Annotated in this window: 16 protein-coding genes; 8 read left to right on the plus strand and 8 right to left on the minus strand. The window is 63.1% G+C overall.

All coding sequences use genetic code 11. The features are described 5' to 3' along the window. Positions 1 to 3 precede the first annotated feature (3 nt). On the plus strand, positions 4 to 1,413 hold the full coding sequence (locus tag FJ527_RS16760; RefSeq protein WP_140823624.1) for a PLP-dependent aminotransferase family protein: 1,410 nt from the start codon (positions 4 to 6) through the stop codon (positions 1,411 to 1,413). A 75-nt stretch (positions 1,414 to 1,488) separates the two neighbouring features. On the opposite strand, the gene FJ527_RS29305 is transcribed toward FJ527_RS16760, so the two are convergent. Beyond that, positions 1,489 to 1,653, minus strand: a complete 165-nt coding sequence (locus FJ527_RS29305) for a hypothetical protein (protein WP_015318143.1) — start codon at positions 1,651 to 1,653, stop codon at positions 1,489 to 1,491. Between the two features lie 237 nt (positions 1,654 to 1,890). On the opposite strand from FJ527_RS29305, the gene purL reads away from it, so the two are divergent. From purL to FJ527_RS16785, 5 genes are all read left to right on the plus strand, one after another. After that, a complete protein-coding gene (gene purL, locus FJ527_RS16765) occupies positions 1,891 to 4,122 on the plus strand; it encodes a phosphoribosylformylglycinamidine synthase subunit PurL (RefSeq protein ID WP_140787535.1) in 2,232 nt (743 codons plus the stop codon). Positions 4,123 to 4,129: 7 nt separating this feature from the next. Next, positions 4,130 to 4,717 (plus strand): hypothetical protein, encoded by a 588-nt coding sequence (locus FJ527_RS16770; protein ID WP_246677730.1) that lies wholly within the window; start codon positions 4,130 to 4,132, stop codon positions 4,715 to 4,717. A gap of 122 nt (positions 4,718 to 4,839) precedes the next feature. Beyond that, positions 4,840 to 5,073: a BolA family transcriptional regulator gene (locus FJ527_RS16775; RefSeq protein WP_015318146.1), complete on the plus strand. Its 234-nt coding sequence runs from the start codon at positions 4,840 to 4,842 to the stop codon at positions 5,071 to 5,073. Between the two features lie 150 nt (positions 5,074 to 5,223). Further along, entirely contained in the window at positions 5,224 to 5,559 is a 336-nt protein-coding gene (gene grxD / locus FJ527_RS16780; protein WP_013895877.1) for a Grx4 family monothiol glutaredoxin, read from the plus strand. A gap of 210 nt (positions 5,560 to 5,769) precedes the next feature. Beyond that, positions 5,770 to 6,993 (plus strand): multidrug effflux MFS transporter, encoded by a 1,224-nt coding sequence (locus tag FJ527_RS16785; RefSeq protein ID WP_167331159.1) that lies wholly within the window; start codon positions 5,770 to 5,772, stop codon positions 6,991 to 6,993. A 19-nt stretch (positions 6,994 to 7,012) separates the two neighbouring features. Here the strand turns inward: FJ527_RS16785 and FJ527_RS16790 are convergent, their stop codons facing one another. The 4 genes from FJ527_RS16790 to rpsD all read right to left on the minus strand — a co-directional run bounded on the left by FJ527_RS16790 (position 7,013) and on the right by rpsD (position 9,957). Beyond that, positions 7,013 to 7,420: a TonB C-terminal domain-containing protein gene (locus FJ527_RS16790; RefSeq protein WP_140787537.1), complete on the minus strand. Its 408-nt coding sequence runs from the start codon at positions 7,418 to 7,420 to the stop codon at positions 7,013 to 7,015. 63 nt (positions 7,421 to 7,483) lie between these two features. Further along, the gene (locus tag FJ527_RS16795; protein ID WP_140787539.1) at positions 7,484 to 8,311 is read right to left on the minus strand and encodes an inositol monophosphatase family protein; all 828 of its coding nucleotides are present in this window, start codon (positions 8,309 to 8,311) and stop codon (positions 7,484 to 7,486) included. Beyond that, positions 8,301 to 9,188, minus strand: coding sequence for a tRNA 2-thiocytidine(32) synthetase TtcA (gene ttcA / locus FJ527_RS16800; protein WP_140787541.1), 888 nt, complete (start codon positions 9,186 to 9,188; stop codon positions 8,301 to 8,303). The genes FJ527_RS16795 and ttcA overlap by 11 nt, the downstream gene beginning before the upstream one ends. Positions 9,189 to 9,339: 151 nt before the next feature. Beyond that, complete coding sequence (gene rpsD / locus FJ527_RS16805) at positions 9,340 to 9,957, minus strand: 30S ribosomal protein S4 (protein WP_015318151.1); 618 nt, start codon at positions 9,955 to 9,957, stop codon at positions 9,340 to 9,342. 373 nt (positions 9,958 to 10,330) lie between these two features. Between rpsD and FJ527_RS16810 the strand changes: the two genes are divergently transcribed. Further along, entirely contained in the window at positions 10,331 to 10,525 is a 195-nt protein-coding gene (locus FJ527_RS16810) for a hypothetical protein (RefSeq protein WP_140787543.1), read from the plus strand. Positions 10,526 to 10,610: 85 nt separating this feature from the next. Here the strand turns inward: FJ527_RS16810 and FJ527_RS16815 are convergent, their stop codons facing one another. Next, positions 10,611 to 10,793: a DUF3008 family protein gene (locus tag FJ527_RS16815; RefSeq protein WP_015318153.1), complete on the minus strand. Its 183-nt coding sequence runs from the start codon at positions 10,791 to 10,793 to the stop codon at positions 10,611 to 10,613. A gap of 159 nt (positions 10,794 to 10,952) precedes the next feature. Between FJ527_RS16815 and FJ527_RS16820 the strand changes: the two genes are divergently transcribed. After that, positions 10,953 to 12,335, plus strand: coding sequence for an RNB domain-containing ribonuclease (locus FJ527_RS16820; RefSeq protein ID WP_140823625.1), 1,383 nt, complete (start codon positions 10,953 to 10,955; stop codon positions 12,333 to 12,335). Here FJ527_RS16820 and murI read toward each other — a convergent pair. Together murI and FJ527_RS16830 are read right to left on the minus strand one after the other, a co-directional pair. Beyond that, on the minus strand, positions 12,285 to 13,148 hold the full coding sequence (gene murI / locus FJ527_RS16825; protein ID WP_140617000.1) for a glutamate racemase: 864 nt from the start codon (positions 13,146 to 13,148) through the stop codon (positions 12,285 to 12,287). The genes FJ527_RS16820 and murI overlap by 51 nt on opposite strands. After that, a complete protein-coding gene (locus FJ527_RS16830) occupies positions 13,141 to 14,058 on the minus strand; it encodes an RNA methyltransferase (protein WP_140617001.1) in 918 nt (305 codons plus the stop codon). Before FJ527_RS16830 ends, murI begins: the two co-directional genes overlap by 8 nt. Positions 14,059 to 14,219 lie beyond the last annotated feature (161 nt).

Here is a 14,219-nt window from a genome sequence, read left to right on the forward strand (position 1 = left end):
ACCATGACAAATTGGGTTCCAGATCTCACCGGTTCAGGCCCGCTGTATCAGCGTCTCGCGGATTCCATCGAGGCGGATATCGATCGAGGAGTGATCGGCGCGGGGGCAAAACTGCCGCCACAGCGCGACCTTGCCTACGACATCGGCGCCACGGTCGGCACCGTCGGGCGGGCCTATCAGTTGCTGCGCGAGCGCGGTCTCGTCAGCGGCGAAGTCGGACGCGGGACCTATGTGCTTAGCCAGAACATCGGGGTTACGAAGCCGGAGGCGCCCGACACCAGCGTGGAGGGCACGCGCTATGTCGATGCCCCCAAGGGCAAGTTGCGGTTCGACAGCACGGCAGCCCCTGATATCGGCCAGGGCGCCGTTGTAGCCGACGTCCTGTCGCGCACCGCACAGGACCATCCGCATGAGATCTCAAGTTACACGCGCGACTTCCCGGATCGCTGGTACGAAGCCGGCGCCCGTTGGCTGTCCCGGAATGCCTTCCGGCCAACGATCGATACAATTGTGCCTACCCTCGGTACCCACGCCGCGGTGATGGCCGCGATCGCGGCCCTGACCACGCCCGGCGACTATGTCGCCTTCGAGCACCTCACCTACTCCCAGATTTCCCGCAGCGCCGGCCTGATCGGCCGGCGCACCGCGCTGGTTGCATCGGACGATGAAGGCCTCGATCCGGCGGATTTCGAACGCGTCTGCGCGCAAAAGCACCCCAGGATGATCTTCCTGATACCGACGGCGCAGAATCCGACCTTGGTGACCTTGTCGTCGGCTCGACGCGAGGCGATCGCGCGTATCGCCCGTGATTACAACGTCATCCTGATCGAGGATGACCTCTACGGCCATTTGACCGACGACCCGACACCGCTGCTTGCCGAATTCGCGCCCGAGCGCACCATCATCGCCGGCGGCCTGTCGAAGTCGGTCGCCGCCGGACTGCGCGGCGGCTGGCTCTCCTGCCCGCCCGCCTATCGCCATCGCATCCGGGTCGCCCACAAGATGATGACCGGCGGCATGCCATTCCTGCTGGCGGAGGTGAATGCCCGGCTGGTGCTTTCCGGCCAGGCCAGCGAAATCCGCAAGCGCAGCATCGCGGAGATCAGCGCCCGCATGTTCATAGTGCGCGAAAGTTTGGCGGGCTTCTCATTCAGATCGCACGACAAGGTGCCGTTCGTCTGGCTCACCCTGCCCGATCCCTGGCTTTCCGGCACGTTCAAGAATGCCTGCCTGGAGCATGGCGTGCTGATCGACGATGAGGATGAATTCAAGGCGGGGCGCTCGGAGCGGGTTTTCCATGGGGTGCGCTTCGGTGTTTCGCAGCCGAGCGGGCGCGAGGATGTTGCCGGCGGCGTCGCGGTGATCAGGCGGCTGCTGGACGAGGGCCGCGCGGGCTACGACAGTTTTTCCTGAACCGTTCGCGGCCACCCGCCCTGCTGCCTCGAGACGTCGACTTGCGACACTGGACTTGTCAGAACCAGACCCGGATCAACCTTCGGCCTTGAAGTTCTTGGCTTCCTTCTCGGCTTTTTCCTTGCCGTGCTTCTCAGCCAATTCCTTGGCCTGCCGCGGCGAAACGTCGGTGGTCTCCGCGATATGGAGAGCTTCCTTGTCCGAGAGGCGATTGTCGTTCTTGCCTTGCTTGGTAGCCATGATTCTGTCTCCTCGGTGATAGGGACCTAACGACCGGGGCATCGGAGCGTTCCCCATTTTGGTTTTGCGGGGACTTGAAAGCTGGGTGGACGCCTTTCGCTGCTCACCAAAAGGCCTGCCGCGATCTATCGCCCTGTTGCTTTCTGCCTTTTTCCTCAGCCGACGGGTGTATCGACCGCAAGGCTTGCGATAAGAGGAGACTCAAAATCCCTGCTCCATGGACATAAATCGCCGCCCATGACCACTTCCAATTCCGTCCCGATCACATCAGACCTCATCGCCTCGCATGGGCTGAAGCCCGATGAGTATCAGCGCATATTGGACCTGGTCGGTCGCGAGCCGAGCTTCACCGAACTCGGCATCTTCTCGGCGATGTGGAACGAGCACTGCTCCTACAAATCCTCGAAGAAATGGCTGCGCACCTTGCCGACCACCGGCCCGCAAGTCATCCAGGGCCCGGGCGAGAATGCCGGCGTGGTCGACATCGGTGACGGCGACTGCGTCGTCTTCAAGATGGAAAGCCACAACCATCCCTCCTTCATCGAGCCCTACCAGGGTGCGGCGACGGGCGTCGGCGGCATCTTGCGCGACGTCTTCACCATGGGCGCGCGGCCGATCGCGGCGATGAACGCGCTGCGCTTCGGCGCGCCCGACCATCCCAAGACCAGGCATCTGGTCGCGGGCGTGGTTTCCGGCGTCGGCGGCTACGGCAATGCCTTCGGCGTGCCGACGGTCGGCGGCGAGGTCAATTTCGACGCCCGCTACAACGGCAACATCCTGGTCAATGCCTTTGCCGCGGGCCTTGCCAAGACCGATGCCATCTTCCTGTCCGAGGCAAAGGGCGTCGGCCTGCCGGTCGTCTATCTGGGCGCCAAGACCGGCCGCGACGGCGTCGGCGGCGCCACCATGGCCTCGGCCGAATTCGACGACAAGATCGACGAGAAGCGCCCGACCGTGCAGGTCGGCGATCCCTTCACCGAAAAATGCCTGCTGGAGGCCTCTCTCGAACTGATGGCTTCGGGCGCCGTGATCGCCATCCAGGACATGGGTGCTGCCGGCCTCACCTGTTCGGCGGTCGAAATGGGCGCCAAGGGCGACCTCGGCATCGAACTCGACCTCGACAAGGTGCCGGTGCGCGAGGAGCGCATGAGCGCCTACGAGATGATGCTGTCGGAAAGCCAGGAGCGCATGCTGATGGTGCTGCGCCCTGAAAAAGAGAAGGAGGCCGAGGCGATCTTTCACAAATGGGGCCTCGACTTCGCCATCGTCGGCAAGACCACCGACGATCTGCGCTTCCGCGTGCGGCACCAGGGGAACGAGGTCGCCAACCTGCCGATCAAGGATCTCGGTGACAAGGCTCCCGAATACGATCGCCCTTGGGTCGAGCCGAAGAAGCCGGCGCCGCTTGCCGCCAACGATATCCCGCAGGCCGACCTCGCCGATGCGCTGCTGAAGCTGCTTGGCGGACCGGACCTGTCTTCGCGCCGCTGGGTGTGGGAACAGTACGACACACTGATCCAGGGCAATTCGCTGCAGCTTCCGGGCGGCGACGCCGGCGTGGTGCGGGTCGAGGGCCATCCAACCAAGGCGCTGGCCTTCTCCTCCGATGTGACGCCGCGCTATTGCGAAGCCGACCCCTACGAGGGCGGCAAGCAGGCGGTGGCCGAATGCTGGCGCAACCTGACCGCCACCGGCGCGCTGCCGCTCGCCGCCACCGACAATCTCAATTTCGGCAATCCCGAACGGCCTGAGATCATGGGCCAGTTGGTGGGCGCGGTGAAAGGCATCGGCGACGCCTGCCGGGCGCTTGGTTTCCCGATCGTGTCGGGCAATGTCTCGCTCTACAACGAGACCAACGGCCAGGGCATCCTGCCGACACCGACCATCGGCGGTGTCGGCCTGATATCAGACTGGTCGAAGATGGCGCGGATCGGTTTCGCCGCGGAAGGCCAGATGATCCTGCTGGTCGGCGCACCGGCTTCCTGGGGAACGCATCTTGGCCAGTCCGTTTATTTCAGGGATATCCACGGCCGCAGCGACGGCCCGCCGCCGCCGGTCGACCTCGAACACGAGAAGCGTGTCGGCGACCATGTACGCTCGTTGATCGCTGCCGGCATCGTCACGGCCGCGCATGACGTCTCAGATGGCGGCATTGCGGTGGCGCTGGCCGAAATGGCGATGGCGTCGGGCATCGGCGCGACCGTTCCCGGGCTTGTCGGTACCGATCCGATCCCGGTCTGGTTCGGCGAAGACCAGGGCCGCTATCTGCTGACGCTGTCGATCGATCCGCATGGCGATGAATGGGACGCCATCCGCAAGCAGCAGGGTGAACTCGGCATTTTCGCGCCGTGGATCGGCTCGACCGGGGGCGCCGCGTTGAAGCTCGGCGATGCCAGGGCAATCCCGGTCAGCGACTTGACCGCCGCCCATGAAGGCTGGTTCCCGCGCTTCATGGATCAGGCCAGTTGACCAGGGCATGATCCTGAAAGGTGGAAACCGGTTTTCTCGGACAAAGGGAAAACCGTTTTGTCCAGAGATCCTGCTCAATCATAAGAAACTGGCCGTCCGGGCGCTGCTTGCAGTGGTCTTCTGGCCGTCGCTGTTCTTCTTCTGGTGTCTCGGGCCGTTCGTCTTCTTCCTGCTCTCGACAACATCGAGCGAGGTTTGTCCCAGGCTGGAAACGCGCGGAGAATTCCTCGCCGCGGCCAACGGCACGATTCCGATGCTTGTCCTGCAGAACCTCATCTATGCGGTTCCGATCGTCTGCCTGCTGCTTTGGAACCGGCTTCTGCCGGACCAGGCGCGGACAAGACACGTCGTCACCTGCATCAAGCTTTTCGCCGTCTCGGCCGTCTTGGGGGCCTTGTGGGAGTACGGCTCTTCGCTTGTCTGCGATGGTTACGGCCAGCCGTTCTTCTCGCCCGCCTGGCGAATGACCAGCTATCTGCCGATCGCCAACATGGCGGTCAACCTCCCGCTCTACGTGCTGGTCTTCAGCCTTGGCCGCGCCTTCTCGATGCGCGAGGATGAGCCGGCGCAGGGGCCGGATGAAACCATCGCCTGAACACCAACAGAACGGACACCGGACAGAACCGCTTCAATCCGGATTGGAAAGGCTTTAGGCTTGCCCGACTCTCATCATATGGGCCGCCGCACCGCCGCCCTTCCGAAACAGGAATTTCCGCAATGGCAATGGACGCCCACGACATCGAAAAACTGATCAAGGACGGCATACCGGATGCCCGTGTGACGATTCGCGACCTCGCCGGTGACGGCGACCACTACGCCGCTGAGGTCGTGGCCGAGAGCTTTCGCGGAAAAAGCCGGGTCCAGCAGCATCAGATGGTCTATGACGCGCTGAAGGGCAATATGGGCGGCGTGCTGCACGCGCTGGCGCTGCAGACCAGCGTTCCCGACTGAGGCATTCCACCCGACACGCTTGGCCCAAAGCCGCCCATTCTTTGCGCCATTCGGGTGATGGCATGGCTAAAGTCTTGTTTCGGGCAACCTATGGGTTTATTTGAGGGACATGTTTCGAGCCTGACTCCCACAGGCGTGAAAGGATATTCCATGAGCGGCATCAACGACTACATCGACAATGAAGTGAAGGGCAACGACGTCGTCCTTTTCATGAAGGGCACGCCCGGCTTCCCGCAATGCGGATTTTCCGGCCAGGTCGTCCAGATCCTCGACTATATCGGCGCCGACTACAAAGGCGTGAACGTTCTGGACTCCGCCGAACTGCGCCAGGGCATCAAGGACTATTCCAACTGGCCGACGATCCCGCAGCTCTACGTCAAGGGCGAATTCGTCGGCGGCTGCGATATCATCCGCGAAATGTTCCAGGCCGGCGAATTGCAGACCTTTCTGGTCGAGAAGGGCGTGAGCGTCAAAGGCGCCGCCTGACTTCAGTTTTGGGCGTGTCGGTATCGACATGCCCAAGCCACCGGGGCGGCCCCACCTCGGCAATTTTACAAGCCCGGATCCCGGGACCAGGACGAGCCAAATGCGCCGGCCCGCCGGCGCGTTTTCGTTTGAGAGATCGGACTTGCCGTGGACCAGCAGAAATCAGCGCCGCAAGGGGCAAGCACCGTGTCCCGGGCAAGCCAATTGCCGATTCCGCGCTGGGAGTTCATCGCGCTCTGCGCGGCACTGATGGCGCTCAATTCGCTGGCCATCGACATCATGCTGCCGGCGCTGCAGCAGATCGGTGCCTCGCTCGGGGTCGAGAACGAAAATCATCGGCAATATGTGGTCACCGCCTACATACTGGGTTTCGGCGGCGGCCAACTGTTTTTCGGGCCGATCTCGGACCGGTTCGGGCGCCGCTCGCCGCTCGTCGCCGGCCTTATCATCTATGTGGCGGCGGCCGCGGCGGCCGCTATCGCCCCGAGCTTTGAAACGCTCTTGATATGCCGCGCCGTGCAAGGCCTTGGCGCGGCCGCCACGCGCGTCATAGCGGTCTCGATCGTGCGCGATACATTCGACGGCCGGCGTATGGCCGAAGTCATGTCGCTGATCTTCATGGTGTTCATGGCGATCCCGGTCGTGGCTCCAGGCATCGGCCAGTTCATCATGCTGTTCGCGACCTGGCATTGGATATTCGTCACAATGGCCGTCGGAGCTATGATCGTCTCGGCGTGGTCGCTGCTGCGCCTGCCCGAGACACTGCATCCCGAATATCGCCGGCCACTGACGGTTTCATCCATCCTCGGCGGCTTCCGCATCGTGCTCACCAACCGCATCGCGCTCTGCTATGCCTTCGCCAGCACCTTCATCTTCGGCGCCATGTTCGGCTTTATCGCCTCGGCGCAGCAGATCTACGTCGGCGTCTTCGACGTCGGCGAGATGTTTCCCGTCATCTTCGCCGGTGTCGCGGGCGTACTCGCCTTCTCCAACTATCTGAACTCGCGCCTCGTCGGCCGCGTCGGCATGCGCCGCCTGTCGCAAAGCGCGCTGTTGCTGTTTCTGGTGATCAGCCTGGCCTGGCTGGTGGTTTCACTGGAAACGAAGATGCCGCTCTGGCTGTTCATCACCTTCTTTGCCAGTGCCATGCTGCCGTTTGGCTGTCTTGGAGCCAATTTCAATGCGTTGGCCATGGAGCCGCTTGGCCAGCTGGCCGGCACGGCGTCATCGATCCTGGGTTTCATGCAGACTTTTCTCGGCGGCATTCTCGGCACGCTGATCGGCCAGGCTTTCAACGGCACGGTGACGCCGCTGGCCGCCGGTTTCTGCAGCGTCTCGGTGGCCGCGCTGCTGATGATCCTGTTTGCGGAGCGCGGCAAGATGTTCCAGCCGCAGAACGCCCCCGTTTCAGGCCACGTCACCGACCTGCACTGATTGCCGTCTGCTGGTGGCGTCAGGATGCGCGTTCAAGCGCCGCCGTGAAGCGAGGAGAGAGCATCCGCCCCGCGATCGCTCCGCCCATGCCGTTTGAAAAGGGCAATGGAAGAGCGTCGTCGAGCGCCTTGAGGATGGACGCCACGAAGGCTCGGCTGAGCCGCGGATCGGCCCCCAGATCGGAATAGGAGGCGCGAGGCGTCCCGATCAGCGTCCCGTTGCGACGGAGCGAGAACTGCATGGTCAAGGACATGCCCGCGGTTCCGGGTGGCGGTTTCCAGCAGGCATAGATAGCGTCCGACATCTCCTTGATGGTGTCGATGGGATCGGAACTGTGACAGGGGCGTTCTTGCGCGATTGCCGCGCTGGAGTTCGCAAACAGCACCACGGCAAGAGCCGCCGCAAAAATTGCGAACCGAGGTTTCATCCGAGAGCCTCCGCCAAAACGCCCGACTCGATCATACAACGGTTTAAGCGACAGGAATTGGTCCTATTCCGCCCACAACTCGCGGCGCAGTTCCTGCCAGCTGTCCTGGTCCGGCGCGACAAGCAGACCGCCATCGACATGCGAGGGCAGATAGGCGCTGCCGTCGATGCGAGCGGCATGGCCGCCGGCCTCCTGATGGATCAGCACGCCGGGCAGATGATCCCAGGGCATCAGCTTGTTGTAGACGACAAAATGCGCATGCCCGCTCGCCAGCAGGCGATATTCGTGAGCAGCGCAGCGATAGGCGAACTGCGACAGTGCCTTGGTCTGGTTGCGCGCCAGGCGTGAGCGCTCCGGTTCGTCGAGATATTGCCAGGACACCGCGCCGGTCATCTGCGAGATCGGCACGGGCGCCGCCACATGCACTTTCTCCAGGTTGCCATGGGCATGCCTGATATGACTGCCGGCACCCCTGGCGGCGATGAGCCAGTCCTTGCCCACCGGATCATGAATGATGCCCGCGACCGTCTCCCCCCTGACCACGACCGCCAGCATGACGCCGAACAGCGGCACGCCGGACGCGAAATTGAAGGTGCCGTCCACCGGATCGACGGTGAACGCCAGTTCGGCATCGCCCAAGCCGTCGAGCAGCGCCGGATCTTCGGAGCAGGCCTCCTCGCCCACCACCATGGCAGAGGGATAGCGATCGCGCAGCCTGGCGGTGATCAGCCGCTCGGCGTTGACATCGGCCTCCGTCACCAGGTCGGCGGCGGAAGTCTTCTGCCTGATGTCGCCGTCGCCCAGTCGGCGAAAGCGCGGCATGATTTCGGCTTGGGCTGCCTCGGCCAGAATGCCGGCCAGCCAGTCGATCGCGGTGTCGTCAAATGTCATCGGAAATGTCTTGCCTGATCGCGAGGGTTTCATTGAGGGCGGCGAAATCGAACAGCTTTCGGTCGAGCAAATGCGACGGCCTGGTGTTGGACAGAGCGCGAATCATGGTGTCCTTGCGGCCGGGCATGCGCTTTTCGATGTCCTCGAGCATCGCTTTCATGGCGTTGCGCTGCAGCCCTTCCTGGCTGCCGCAGAGATCGCAAGGGATGATTGGGAACCGCATCGCGGCAGCGAATTTCTCCAGATCGATTTCGGCGCAGTAGCTCAGCGGCCGCAACACCACCACGTCGCCTTCGTCGTTGAGCAGTTTCGGCGGCATGGCGGCAAGCCGCCCGCCGTGGAACAGGTTCATGAAGAAGGTTTCGAGGATGTCCTCGCGATGATGGCCGAGGACCAGGGCCGAGCAGCCTTCCTCGCGCGCGATCCTGTAGAGATGGCCGCGCCGCAGCCGCGAGCAGAGTGAGCAATAGGTGCTGCCTTCGGGGAGCTTGTCGGTCACGACCGAATAGGTGTCCCGGTATTCGATACGGTGCGCTATGCCGTTGGTGTCGAGATAGTCGGGCAGGATATGTTTGGGGAAATTCGGCTGGCCCTGGTCGAGATTGCAGGCCAGCAACTCGACTGGCAGCATCCCGCGCCATTTGAGATCAAGCAACATGGCCAGCAGACCGTAGGAATCCTTGCCGCCCGATAGCGCGACCAGCCAGCGCTCGCCCGGCTTCACCATCGAAAAATCCTCGATCGCCTGGCGGGTCAGCCGCAGCAGTCGCTTGCGCAGCTTGTTGAACTCGACCGAGGACGGTACATCGGCGAACAGCGGGTGAGAGCCGCCTTCGGCGGCCGGTTCTAGTGTTTCGATGTCTGGCTGCATGTTCATGGCGCGACGGCCCCGGATGTGACTTCCGCCCGGCTTAGCGCATTGTCTGGAAAATCGAAATTGATTTTAACGACACACCGCAAAGCGGGTGCCCGAAACAAAAAGGCCGCCTCGAGGGCGGCCTTTCCGGTATCGCAAAAAAAGCGTTCGCTTAGCGCGAGTAGAATTCGACGACCAGGTTCGGTTCCATCTGCACGGCGAACGGAACGTCCGCCAGGCCCGGGATGCGCGAGAAGGTCGCGGTCATCTTGTTGTGATCGGCTTCGATGTAGTCGGGCACGTCGCGCTCGGCGAGGCCAACCGATTCCAGGACGATCACCAGCTGCTTCGACTTTTCGCGCACTTCGACGACATCGCCCGGCTTGCAGCGATACGAGCCGATGTTGACGCGCTTGCCGTTGACGTTGACGTGGCCGTGATTGACGAACTGACGGGCGGCGAAAATGGTCGGCACGAACTTGGAGCGGTAGACAACCGCGTCGAGACGCGATTCGAGCAGGCCGATCAGGTTCTCCGAGGTGTCGCCCTTGCGGCGATCGGCCTCTTCATAGACCTTGCGGAACTGCTTTTCCGACACGTCGCCGTAGTGGCCCTTCAGCTTCTGCTTGGCACGGAGCTGCAGGCCGAAGTCGGAAAGCTTGCCCTTGCGGCGCTGGCCATGCTGGCCGGGGCCGTATTCACGCTTGTTGACCGGGGACTTAGGGCGGCCCCAGATATTTTCGCCGAGACGGCGGTCGATCTTGTATTTCGCGGATTCGCGCTTGCTCATCGCATTCCCTTTCAAAGACAACACACCCGGCACCTCATGGTCCGGGTGAAGGAAACGCGCCCTCCTCTGGCCTCTGTTTTCGAGACCTGACAGGGTTTTCCCACGCAACGCGGCGGAAAACCCACGGGACACGTCAGTTCAAACAAGATCGGAAACGATTGTCGTGACAGATCTTGCGTATGCAAAACAAACACCGGACATCGCTGCCCGGCGTTGGCGGCTGGTTAAACCGAGATTTAACCGGTGTCAAGCTTGTGAGTGGCGCGGCGCAACGCAACCGTATAGCGTCCAAGGCGTTGATGCGATGCCGATGTGGCGGGAGGTTTGCGCCAGCGGCACCAGGAAGGGACTGGAGCTAGAGGAGCTTAATTGCATGAAGAAGTTTTTCCTTACCCTGGCAGGGGCCGCGGTGCTTGCCGGGTCGATGGCGGCGGCCCCTGAGCCGGCCATGGCGCGTCATTGGCACGGCCACAAGCAGGTCTGCCGCATCATCGTGAAGAAGCGAGTGGTGTGGCGGCATGGCCATCGCAGGGTGATCGTCGAGAGAGTACGGCGCTGCCGCTGGTAAGACTGTTCAACGCCACAATTCCCGGGCCAGCGAACGTCGCTGGCCCTTTTTCATTCCAAGGTAGTCTGGCTCGAGCGCTCAATCCTTAGGATTTTTTCTCCGGCAATCCCTTGCGCTTCGTCTCGGCGAATTCCTCGAGCTGCTTTTCATTCATCGATTCATACATGCCCTTGGAGGCGCCCTTGAGTTCGCTTTTCTTGGTCTCGCCGCGTTTGGCGGAGAGTGCGGCGCCGGCGGCTTTCTGCTGGGCTTTCGAAGTGGCTGGCATGGCGGGTCTCCTTTGCTGTCAGGAGAAACGCCACGCTTCGGCGCCGGTTCCAGCGCCAGTGGCGCGGCTCCCGGTCCGCCTGGTGCCAACCCTTGGCCGCGCTCGGCGATTTTCGTCGGCAGCCTTCTCGTGTCCGGAACCCCAGTGTAGGACGGCTGAATGAAATCCCTGACCGATCCCTCACAGGTTCTCTCCGCGGGACTGGCGAAAATCCGCGCCGAATTCCACGTGCCGGACGGATTTCCGGCCGATGTGCTTGCCGCGGCGGAGGCGGCGGCCAAACGTGTGCCCAACCAGCATGCCGATCGAACTGAAATGCCGTTCGTCACGCTCGATCCGGCTGCTTCCACCGATCTCGATCAGGCGTTCTCGATCGAGGCGAGCGGTGGCGATCTTCTGCTGCATTACGCCATCGCCGACGTGGCCTGGTTCGTCGAGGACGGCGACGCGATCGATCGCGAAGCCTGGACGCGGGGCGAGACGCTTTACTTGCCGGACGGCAAGGCCGGGCTCTATCCGCCGGTAATTGCCGAGGGTGCGGCGAGCCTGTTGCCGGATGGACCCCGTCCAGCTGCTATCTTCACGGTTCGGGTTGCGCAGGACGGCGCGACGAAGTTGGACGGCGCGGAGCGGGCAATCATTCAAAGCCGCGCGAAGCTCGCCTATGACAGCGTGAAGGCCTCCGATGTCCCGGCCGGCTTCGCCGAAATGGCGCGGCGCATGGCGGCGAATGAGCGGCGCCGTGGGGCTTCCCGCGTCGACCCACCCGAGCAGGAGGTGGAAAGGCTTGCCGACGGCACATTCCGGCTTTCGTTCAGGCCGCTTCTGCAATCCGAGCAGGACAACGCCGCGCTTTCGCTGGCCGCCAACATGGCGATCGCCGATGCCATGCTTGCGCATCATACCGGCCTTTTTCGGGTGATGTCGGGGCCGGATGCCTTCAAGGTTCAAAGGCTGCGCAACGCGGCACAGGCTCTCGGACTGTCCTGGCCGGCCTCGACCAGCTTGCGGGACTATCAGCGAACCCTCGATCCGACCGATCCGCATCAGGCGGCGCTGATGCTGGAAATCCGCCATGCAAGCCCCGGCGCATCCTATCAACCGTATCAGGACGGCGTTGTTTCATGGCATGAGGCGATGGCCGCGACCTATGCCCATGCAACCGCCCCACTGAGGCGCCTTGCCGATCGTTATGTCGTGCGCTGCGCGCTGGCTATCGCCAACGGCCAGCCCGTGCCCCAGGCTGTTACCGACGCGTTTGCCAGGTTGCCGAAGGCGATGGGACGCGCGGATAGCCGCGCTTCGCAGATCAACCACGCGGCCATCGACCTTGCCGAGGCGGTAATGCTGGAGGGGCGCGAGGGCGAGACGTTCAAAGCCGTCGTCACCGACTTCGTCGACCATGGCGTGCGCATTCAGCTTGCCGACATGGCTGTCGTTGCCACCGTGAAGGCCTCGGGGCTCAGACAGGGTGATGGTCTGACGCTTAGGCTAGTCCTGGCCGATCCGGATCAACGCAGCATCGTCTTCGAACCTGTTTGAGTGGCGGGCGGCTTTGCCGCTGTCCAAGTGAACGGTCAGCCCGAACCCCTGCATCAGGCGGCTGACGGCGAAGTCCGCCTTGCCCGAGGTGAAGACCGCGATATCAGGCTCGGCTTGCGGCAGCGCCCCATTGATCGGCGGCAGCAGCGAAAGGGCGCGCCGTGCGATCGCCTCGGCCGGATCGATCCAGTCGACCGGCCAGGGAGCGGTCTTGCGCATGCGATTGACCAGAAAGGGATAGTGCGTGCAGGCCAGCACGACGATGTCGGTGCGCATGCCGTCGCGCTCGATGAAGCATGGCTCGATCTCGGCGCGCACGGCCTCTTCGTCGACGAAGCCCTGGCGCATATAGGCTTCGGACAGGCCAGCCAGCCTGTCGCTGCCGACCAGGCGGACATGGCATTTCTGCGCCCATTTGCTGATCAGGTCGCGCGTGTACTGGCGCTTCACCGTGCCCGGCGTCGCCAGCACCGAGACCAGCCCGGAGCGCGTGCGCTCGGCCGCCGGCTTGACCGCCGGCACCGTGCCGACGAAGGGATGGCCGGGAAATCTTTCGCGCAGCGCGTCGATCACCAGTGTCGAGGCGGTGTTGCAGGCGATAACCGAGATGGCCGGCGCGAAGCGGTCGAGCAGTTTGGCGAATAATCCTAGTATATGCTCTCTTAGGGCCGGCTCCTCCCAGGCGCCAAAAGGAAAAGCGGCATCGTCGGCGACATAGATAAAGCGCCGGTCGGGCATCAGGACGCGTGCCTCGCGCAACACGGTCAGACCGCCGACGCCGGAATCGAACATCAGGATCGGCTGGTCAGTCATTGTCGGTTCCCTTGCCGCCGAGCAGTGGCGTGTCCGTGTCGTCGCCGCTAGCGTCCGGCGCCCGACCAGTCGCCTCCGCCTTGCGGGCGCGCGCCGCCGCCGCGGGCAAACGCCTCGGGTCATCGCCAGGTGACCCATCGCCGCGCGGCATCGCCGGCGAGAACCGGTCAAGCGAAGAGATGATGCCGCGCAGCACCTTGAGCTCCGGCTCGGCAAAGCCTGCCCGCGTCAGCACGGCGCGGAGGTTGTCGACCATTTTCGGCTTCTTCGGCGCCGGCCTGAAATAGCCGCGCGCCTCGAGCGCGCCTTCGAGATAGGTGAACAGGCCGTGCAATTCTTCCTTGCTTGCAGGCTTCATCTCCGGCCCCGAAAAATTGGTCCTGGTCTCGTCCTCCAGGCCCGACTTCATCCACTCGTAGGACATCAGCAAGGCCGCCTGGGCGATGTTGAGCGAGGAGAAATCAGGATCGACCGGGAAAGTGACGATCTCGTCGGCGAGGCCAACCTCGTCATTGTAGAGGCCGAAGCGCTCGCGACCGAACAGGATACCGGTGCGTTGCCCCATTGCGTGACGGGCGCGCAGCATCCTGCCCGCCTCCACCGGTCCACGCACGGATTTGAAGCCGTCGCGCTGCCTTGCGGTGGTGGCGAAGACGAAGTTCAGGTCGGCAAGTGCCGAGGCCAGATCGTCGAAAACCTTGACGGCATCGATGACGTGGTCGGCACGGCTGGCGGCGGCACGCGCCTTCTCGCTCGGCCAGCCATCGCGCGGATTGACCAGGCGCAGTTCCGACAGTCCGAAATTGGCCATGGCGCGGGCGACCATGCCGATATTCTCGCCGAGCTGCGGCTCGACAAGGATGATCGCCGGGCCGGCTGCGGTGTTATCGGGATCTTTGGTAATGGGCATGATTGTCAATGAACTGCTGTTTGCGGCATTTCAGCGTCCCCTGCCATATTCGGCCGCGAAAATGAAGCATTCGCAAATGACGGCGCCGTGGGCTCACATTCGTGACCGATCGCCGTTTGCGTGGCCAAAAGCGCTTTGATATACGGGCGGCATCCCCGGCC

Origin of the sequence: Mesorhizobium sp. B2-4-18, from assembly GCF_006441385.1 — a bacterium.
In the GTDB taxonomy this organism is placed as follows: Bacteria; Pseudomonadota; Alphaproteobacteria; order Rhizobiales; family Rhizobiaceae; genus Mesorhizobium; species Mesorhizobium australicum.